7 protein-coding genes are annotated in these 6,239 nt (G+C 71.6%); 3 read left to right on the top strand and 4 right to left on the bottom strand.

Features of this window, described 5'->3' with window-relative positions; genetic code table 11:
• Nucleotides 1-238: non-reducing end alpha-L-arabinofuranosidase family hydrolase (locus SM452_RS30105; RefSeq protein WP_463841195.1), on the top strand; the 238-nt coding region annotated here is incomplete at its 5' end.
• 182 nt (nucleotides 239-420) lie between these two features.
• Nucleotides 421-714: a DUF4287 domain-containing protein gene (locus SM452_RS30110; protein ID WP_135242464.1), complete on the top strand. Its 294-nt coding sequence runs from the start codon at nucleotides 421-423 to the stop codon at nucleotides 712-714.
• A 145-nt stretch (nucleotides 715-859) separates the two neighbouring features.
• Here the strand turns inward: SM452_RS30110 and SM452_RS30115 are convergent, their stop codons facing one another.
• From SM452_RS30115 to SM452_RS30130, 4 genes are all read right to left on the bottom strand, one after another.
• Nucleotides 860-1,381 (bottom strand): alpha/beta hydrolase, encoded by a 522-nt coding sequence (locus tag SM452_RS30115; RefSeq protein ID WP_355514790.1) that lies wholly within the window; start codon nucleotides 1,379-1,381, stop codon nucleotides 860-862.
• Nucleotides 1,382-1,450: 69 nt separating this feature from the next.
• Nucleotides 1,451-3,169 carry an arginine--tRNA ligase gene (gene argS / locus SM452_RS30120; protein WP_463841196.1) on the bottom strand — a complete coding sequence of 573 codons (1,719 nt, stop codon included), beginning with the start codon at nucleotides 3,167-3,169 and terminating at the stop codon, nucleotides 1,451-1,453.
• A gap of 271 nt (nucleotides 3,170-3,440) precedes the next feature.
• Nucleotides 3,441-4,499 (bottom strand): tryptophan--tRNA ligase, encoded by a 1,059-nt coding sequence (trpS, locus tag SM452_RS30125; protein WP_262016365.1) that lies wholly within the window; start codon nucleotides 4,497-4,499, stop codon nucleotides 3,441-3,443.
• 270 nt (nucleotides 4,500-4,769) lie between these two features.
• The gene (locus SM452_RS30130; protein WP_262016364.1) at nucleotides 4,770-5,213 is read right to left on the bottom strand and encodes a PRC-barrel domain-containing protein; all 444 of its coding nucleotides are present in this window, start codon (nucleotides 5,211-5,213) and stop codon (nucleotides 4,770-4,772) included.
• Nucleotides 5,214-5,335: 122 nt separating this feature from the next.
• Here SM452_RS30130 and SM452_RS30135 point away from each other — a divergent pair, with 122 nt between their 5' ends.
• Nucleotides 5,336-5,587: an SCO4848 family membrane protein gene (locus SM452_RS30135; RefSeq protein WP_463841197.1), complete on the top strand. Its 252-nt coding sequence runs from the start codon at nucleotides 5,336-5,338 to the stop codon at nucleotides 5,585-5,587.
• Nucleotides 5,588-6,239 lie beyond the last annotated feature (652 nt).

Consider the following 6,239-nt stretch of genomic DNA (forward strand, 5'->3'; position numbering starts at 1 on the left):
CGGCTCCTGGACCCCGCAGGCCGCCACCGAGTCCAACCCGTTCGCCGGCAAGGCCAACAGCGGCGCCACCTGGACCAACGACATCAGCCACGGCGAACTCATCCGCACCACCGCCGACCAGACCTTCACCGTCGACCCCTGCAACCTCCAACTGCTCTACCAGGGCCGCTCCCCCAACTCCGGCGGCGACTACGGCCTCCTGCCCTACCGACCCGGACTGCTCACCCTCCAGCGCTGAGCGCGTACCCCGAGATCTGGAGAGCCCGGCCCGCGACCACGCGGGCCGGGCTCTCCGGCGTCTCGCCCGACGGCGATCGTTGCCCTGGAGGCAACGACGGTGGCCCGGTCCGTCGTTGATCGGAACCGCGCCGCCCGGGAGGGTGGAGGTTGTCACCACCTCCCGGACGAAGGGTTGGGCAGATGTCCTTCCAGGCATACCTCGACGCGATCGAGGACAAGACCGGCAAGACCCCGCGCACGCTCGTCGACCAGGCCAGGGAGCGCGGCTACGACGCCGCCGACGTGAAGGCCGCCGTGATCGTGGGCTGGCTCAAGGACGAGTACGGACTCGGCCGGGGACACGCGATGGCTCTGGTCCACGTGATCAGGAACGGGCCGAAGATCAGCGCCAAGCACGTCGGGTCCACCGGATCCCACCGCGACGACAGCGACACGCTGTGGCTGGACGGCAGGGCCGCCCGAGCCTCCGCGTAGCGGGGCGTGGACAGCGACGCCTATCGTTCGGGCCATGGGAGCGATCAAGCCGTGGCACATGTCCGTCCTGGCGCTCTGCTGCCTCCTGCCGATCGTCGCGGCGGTGGCGGCGGGCGTGTGGGCGCGGCGACGCCGCCGCTGACCGTCAACGGCCGGCGACGAACTCCTCCACCGCCGTACAGACCCGCCCGAGCGCCTCGGCCGAGGCCGCCAGCGGCCCGGGCACCATCATCGAGTGGTCGGCGTCGGCGACCTCCACCACGTACGGCGTGAGCCGGCGCGCCACCGCACCATCCCAGACCTGATCGCCGGTGCCGCCGGCCAGCAGGAACGGCGCGGTGGCCCGGCCCAGTGGCTCCCGCACGGCGGGGTCGGTCAGCAGCGGCGTCAGCCAGACCGCCGGGATGCCCCGGTCGGCGGCGAGCGGCGCGGCGAAACTGCCGAGCGACTTGCCCACGAGCAGGTCCACCCCGGCGTCGAGGACCGGATCCAGCTGCTCGGCGACCCACTCCGGCGCGCTGTCGAGGCGCAGCTCGCCCAGCGACCGCCAGGTCACCTCGTGCACCTCGAAACCGAGCCGGCGCAACGCCTCCCCGATGTAGACGAAGAGCGGTCCCCGGGTGTCGTAGCCCCGACCCGGAGCGAGTACCGCGCGCCGATCCGCCATGATCGCCTCCCTAGCGTCCGATCGATGCGTCACGCTAACCGCCGCACGGGCTTCCGGTGGCCCCCGGTCTCACAACCGTTCCGGGGTACGGATGCCGAGCAGGTCCAGGCCCTGCCGCAGCACCCGCCCGGTCAGCTCGCACAACACGAGCCGGCTGTCCCGCAGCGGACCCTCGGCCCGCAGCACCGGGCAGCGTTCGTAGAACGCGCTGAACGCGACCGCCAGCCGGTGCAGGTACGCGGTCAGCCGGTGGAACTCCAGGGTGCCCGCCACCTCCTCGACCACCGCGGCGAAGCCGACCAGCTCGATGGCGAGCGCCCGCTCGGCCGGCTCGGCGAGCGAGACCTCCGCGTCCGGCCGCGCCGCCGCGCCGGCCCGCCGGAAGATCGACCGGACCCGGGAGTACGCGTACTGGAGGTACGGCGCGGTGTTCCCGTCCAGCGACAGCATCCGTTCCCAGTCCAGCACGTAGTCCTTGTGCCGGTCGCCGGACAGGTCGGCGTACTTGATCGCGCCGATGCCCACCGCGCGCCCCACAGCGGCGGCCTCCGCCTCGCCCAGCTCCGGATTGCGTTCCCGGGCCAGCGCGGTGGCCCGCTCCACCGCCTCGGTGAGCAGCCCGACCAGCTTCACCGATCCGCCGGCCCGGCTGCGCAGCATCCGCCCGTCCGGGCCGAGGATCGAGCCGAACCCGACGTGCTCGGCCCGTGCCGGGGCGGCCAGCCAGCCGGCCTGCGCGCCGACCGCGAACACCATCTCGAAGTGCCGCCGCTGCGGCAGCCCGACCACGTAGAGCAGCCGTGTCGCGCCGAGCGTGCCGGTCCGGTGCCGCAGCGCGGCCAGGTCGGTGGCCGGGTAGCCGTACCCGCCGTCGGACTTGCGCACGATCAGCGGCAACGGCTCGCCGTCCCGGCCCACCGAACCGGGCGGGAACACGCAGTCCGCGCCGTCGCTGCGCCGCAGCAGCCCGAGCCGGTCCAGCTCCTCGACGGTCGGCGCGAGCTGGTCGTGGTAGCTGCTCTCGCCCCGGAAGTCGTCGCCGGTCAGGGTCACGTCGAGCAGGTCGTACACGGTCAGGAAGTAGCTCTCCGACTGCGTCACCAGCAGTCGCCACAGCCGCAGCGTCGCCGGGTCACCGCCCTGCAACGCCACCACCCGCTGCCGCGACCGCTCCCGGAACGCCTCGTCGTCGTCGAACTTCGCCCGCGCCGCCTTGTAGAACCCGTCCAGGTCACCCATCGACAGCTCCTGCGCCGCGCCGGCCTCGCCCAGGTCGAGCAGGTGCTCGATCAGCATGCCGAACGGTGTGCCCCAGTCGCCGAGGTGGTTGGCGCGCAGCACCCGGTGCCCGAGCCACTCCAGCGTCCGCGCCGCCGCGTCCCCGATCACCGTCGACCGCAGGTGCCCGACGTGCATCTCCTTCGCCACGTTCGGCGCCGAGTAGTCGACCACCACCGTCTCCGGCTCGGCCACCACCGGCACGCCGAGCCGCGGGTCGGCGGCCAGCGCGGAGACCAGCCCGCCGAGCGCGTGCCCGGCCACCGTGAGGTTCAGGAAACCCGGACCGGACACCTCGACCGCCGCGCAGACGTCGGCCAGCGCCGCGCGCTCCCGTACCTCCGCGGCGATCTCCCGCGGCGGCCGGCCGAGCCGCCGGGCCAGGCCCAACGCCGCGTCGGACTGGAAGTCCGCGTGCTGCGAGCGCCGCACGGCCGGGTCCACCGGCACGCCGGCCACCGCCGCGAACGCCGGCGCCAGCCGGTCGGTGAGCAACCTTTCAAGATCCATGAGTACGCCGATCTCGCTGTGGATCCGCCGCGCGGATCACCTGACGGGAACGCGACGGCGGAGCGAGGGCGATCGATGACGACCGGCGGCTCGATCCGCCGGTCGCAGGAGGGGAAGGCTCAGCGCAGGCGGTCGCGGGACCGCCGGCGTCGCAGCGCGCCGAGCCGGACGTCGGAGGACGTCATCGGGTACGCGTGCGAGCTGGCCATGCCGGCAGCGTAACCGGCCGGTCCGGGGTCGGCGCAAGCGCGTACCCCGGACCGGCTCGTCGTCACGCCGACGTGGCGACGGCCTTGCGGTAGCGCTCGGCCCGGCGCCGCACCTGGGTGTACGCGCTGCTCAGGCCCATCGCCCGGCGGACCTCGACGAGCGTGCGGCGCACCTGCTCGCGGGTCCGTTCGGTGCCGGTGACGATCAGCTCGTCGACCAGGCCGGGCTGCGCCTCGAAGCGGGCCCGGCGCTCCCGGATCGGGTCCAGGAACCGGTTGAGCGCGGTCGCCAGCGCCTCCTTGACCTCGACGTCACCGACTCGGCCGGCCCGGTAGCGGGCCTTGAAGTCCGCCACCTGCGCCCGGTCCGGGTTGAAGATGTCGTGGTACTCGAAGACCGGGTTCCCCTCGACCGTGCCGGGCACGTCGGCGCGGACCCGGTTCGGGTCGGTGTACATCCCCATCACCTTGCGGCGCACCGTCGCTGCGTCGTCGGAGAGCGCGATCGCGTTCCCCTTGCTCTTGCTCATCTTCCCGGCGCCGTCGGTTCCGACCAGCGTGGGCGTCTCCGACATGATCATGTCGGGTACCGGGAAGACCTCGCCGTAGAGGTGGTTGAACCGCCGGGCGATCTCCCGCGTCACCTCGACGTGCGCGGCGTTGTCCTTCCCGACCGGCACGACCTGCCCCTTCACGCAGAGGATGTCGGCGGCCTGGAGGACCGGGTAGCCGAGCAGGCCGTACGGCATCTCGTCCTTGCCGGCGTCCCGGGTCATCTCCTTGAGCGACGGCACCCGTTCCAGCCGGGGCACCGTGATCAGGTTCTGGAACAGCGTGTTCAGGTCGCCGACCTCGGGGATCGCCGACTGGAGGTAGAACGTGGCCCGTTCCGGCTCCACCCCTGCGGCCAGGATGTCGGTGACCATCTCGCGGGCGTTGTGCGCCACCTGCTCGATGTCCGCGCGGCTGTTGCGCGTGGTGAGCATGTGCAGGTCCGCGATGATGAAGAAGCTCTCGTAGCGCTGGTGCAGCCGCACCCGGTTGGCGATGCTGCCCACGTAGTGGCCGAGGTGCAGCCGCCCGGTCGGGCGGTCGCCGGTGAGCATGCGTGCAGAGGACATGGTCGTACGCCTTTCGTGCCGTTCGATGGCGGGGAGACGCGACCCGGGTGTCACCCGGGTCGGTGGAGCGGGCTCGTCAGAACGAGCGCCGCCATCGCCCGCCGGCGCGGAAACGGAGTCCGCCGGCACGGAGTACGTCGAGGATCTGCTCCCGGCCGTCGACAGCGTGGCCCGGGAGACCGCTACGGGTCTCCGGGAGGCAGCTGCGCGGCCGGACCATGACTGACACGGTAACCGCTCACCGGCCTGTGCCGCTGCCTCCTGCCGCGCTTACTGCTGTCGATAGCTCTCCGTGTAGTAGCTGCCGACCCGCTCCCGGTACTCCGGGTGCGCGAAGTGGTCCGCGTCGAACGCCGGCGACTCCTTCACCTGCTCGCGGGTGCGGTCCACGTGCACGACGCGCTCCAGGTGGTCGACCTGCGCCACAGTGCCGGCCGGCAGCAGCACCTTCTTCCCGAAGATCCACGGACCGGTGTCCACCACCAGGTACCGCGCGTCCGCGTCCTCGCTCGCCTCGTCGATGGAGCCGATCCGGCCGTCCGTCGCCTCCACCCGGTAGCCGGTGAGGTCGATCGGCGTACCCGGGCCGGGGGCGTCCGGGCCGTCGTCCGCCTCGCCGGCGCGCTGTTCCGGCACGTCTCCGGGCCGGGTCTGGTCGTACCCACCGGCCAGGGCGGACGGATCCCGCCAGGTCCACGGGTTGAACGGCTGCATCGGTGGCACCTCCGTCGAATCGGCTCGACGGAATCAGTGCCCCAGCGGCGGGAACGGAAACGCCTGCCGCGCCGACCGCGGGCCTGACCTGGGCGGACGGCGCGCTGGCATACTGGCCGACCATGGTCCTGTCACGTGGTTGGTCACTGTTCCTGGTCGCCGTCGGCGTCTGGACGTGGGCGATCTGGCCGAGGTTCGCGGTCGCCATCTGGAACGACGAGCGCGCCTGGTCGGCCGGCGTCGTCGGCGAGGGCAGCCTGACCGGATTCCTCTGGGTGCACGCCCTGCTGATCGCCGCGTCCCTGGCCATCGGCACGACTGTGGGAGTCCTGGGCATCAGAGCTTGGCGTGCCTCCCGCCGCCCCACCGCCTGACCCGCCCTCGCTCTCACCCCCGCCCCCTCCGTCTCCCCGGTGATCAAGGAGTTGGTGTCCGCAGACGGCTCGAATCGGGACGTCAACTCCTTGATCGACCAGAGCGGGACGGGTGTGACGCGCGCCGCTACCCCCCGATTTGACGATCAAACCTGAGGACGCGTAACTTTCTCTCTGCCAGCGCGGAACGGGGCAAACGGGACGAAAGCCCGGGAGTGCCGAACAGTGCTGGTACCGGGTCCGACCGAGACTGAGGTCTTGTGAGGACGCGGTCCGGGCGGGGCCCGCCGAAACGCCGCAGGGCGGATTTGGCGGAGCGGAACCGACCGGGTAAGGTTGTCGACCGGCAGGGAAACGGACGAGCTAGCGGGAAACCGCGGGCGGCCGGCCTGCCAAATCCGATGATCATCGCAGCGGGTGACTGCTGCGTGCTCAGCGGCGCCGACCCGTACGAAGCATGACAGACCGGGACACACGGTTTGACACGGCAGAGACGGTGAGGTAACGTAGTAAAAGTGCCCGGCGCGCGAGCGGCGGGTGAGCGAACGAAATACCCCGGTCGGGGTTCCACGGTGTGGGGCTTCTGGTTGGTGTGTGGTTGTTCTTTGAGAACTCAACAGGGTGCTTGTAAAGCCAGTGCCAATTGTTTTAT

This window comes from Micromonospora sp. SYSU B005, from assembly GCF_055362685.1.

Excerpts from the sequence above, each read along its gene's own strand:
- SM452_RS30110 (WP_135242464.1), top strand. The coding sequence starts at position 421 with ATGTCCTTCCAGGCATACCTCGACGCGATCGAGGACAAGACCGGCAAG.
- trpS (WP_262016365.1), bottom strand. The coding sequence starts at position 4,499 with ATGTCCTCTGCACGCATGCTCACCGGCGACCGCCCGACCGGGCGGCTG.
- SM452_RS30115 (WP_355514790.1), bottom strand. The coding sequence starts at position 1,381 with ATGGCGGATCGGCGCGCGGTACTCGCTCCGGGTCGGGGCTACGACACC.
- argS (WP_463841196.1), bottom strand. The coding sequence starts at position 3,169 with ATGGATCTTGAAAGGTTGCTCACCGACCGGCTGGCGCCGGCGTTCGCG.
- SM452_RS30135 (WP_463841197.1), top strand. The coding sequence starts at position 5,336 with ATGGTCCTGTCACGTGGTTGGTCACTGTTCCTGGTCGCCGTCGGCGTC.
- SM452_RS30130 (WP_262016364.1), bottom strand. The coding sequence starts at position 5,213 with ATGCAGCCGTTCAACCCGTGGACCTGGCGGGATCCGTCCGCCCTGGCC.